The 739-nt window shown below is 35.0% G+C and carries 1 protein-coding gene; it reads left to right on the top strand.

Features of this window, described 5'->3' with window-relative positions; all coding sequences use genetic code 11:
- Nucleotides 1-192 precede the first annotated feature (192 nt).
- Nucleotides 193-739, top strand: a 547-nt coding sequence (locus ACJ2A9_RS23670) for a helix-turn-helix domain-containing protein (protein WP_441424116.1), incomplete at its 3' end; no start/stop codon positions are given.

Here is a 739-nt window from a genome sequence, read left to right as displayed (position 1 = left end):
TTCTCAATGTATTCTCTAATCAATTTTTCGAGAATCTTACTGGCATCTGTTCCTTCTTTGACTGCTTGCATTTTCAGTTGTTGTATAAGTTGCTCGTCTAATGTAGTCGTAAATTTTTTTCTTGTCATAATTTGTTCTCCTTGTCCATATACGTACTTACGTATATAATATCAGATAAGGAGGTGAAATTCAATGTTAGTTAAGAAGGCTTACAAATTTCGTATCTACCCAAACATAAAGCAAGTTGAACTCATAAATAAGACGATCGGGTGCTCAAGGTTCGTTTTCAACTTTTTTCTTGGTAAGCAGAAAGAAAAAGATGCTTACTGGCACATCTGTGAAGAAATGGTTCAAAACGGACAACTACCAAGTAACAATTGGAAAGGTGAGTATTTGAACAAATATGAAACGATCAAGATGCTACCTCGATTAAAGAACCAATACACTTTTTTGAAAGAAGTCGATAGTATTGCCTTGCAAAAGTCGGTAGAAAACCTAGCAAACTCCTATGATCGATACTACAAAAAACAAAGCAAACAACCTCGATTTAAGTCGAAAAAGAATCCAGTTCAGTCCTTTACAACAAAGCAAACAAACGGAAATATTGCTGTTGTTAAAAACAAAATCAAGCTACATAAGCTCGGAATGGTTCGTTTTGCGAAAAGTCGCGAAATTGAAGGGCGCATTCTTAGTGTTACGATTAGACGTAATCCATCAGGCAAATACTTTGTTTCTATTG

Origin of the sequence: Anaerobacillus sp. MEB173 (assembly GCF_052119505.1) — a bacterium.
Taxonomy (GTDB): Bacteria; Bacillota; Bacilli; order Bacillales; family JBJMAU01; genus JBJMAU01.
This window is presented reverse-complemented; position numbering and strand designations above follow the sequence as displayed.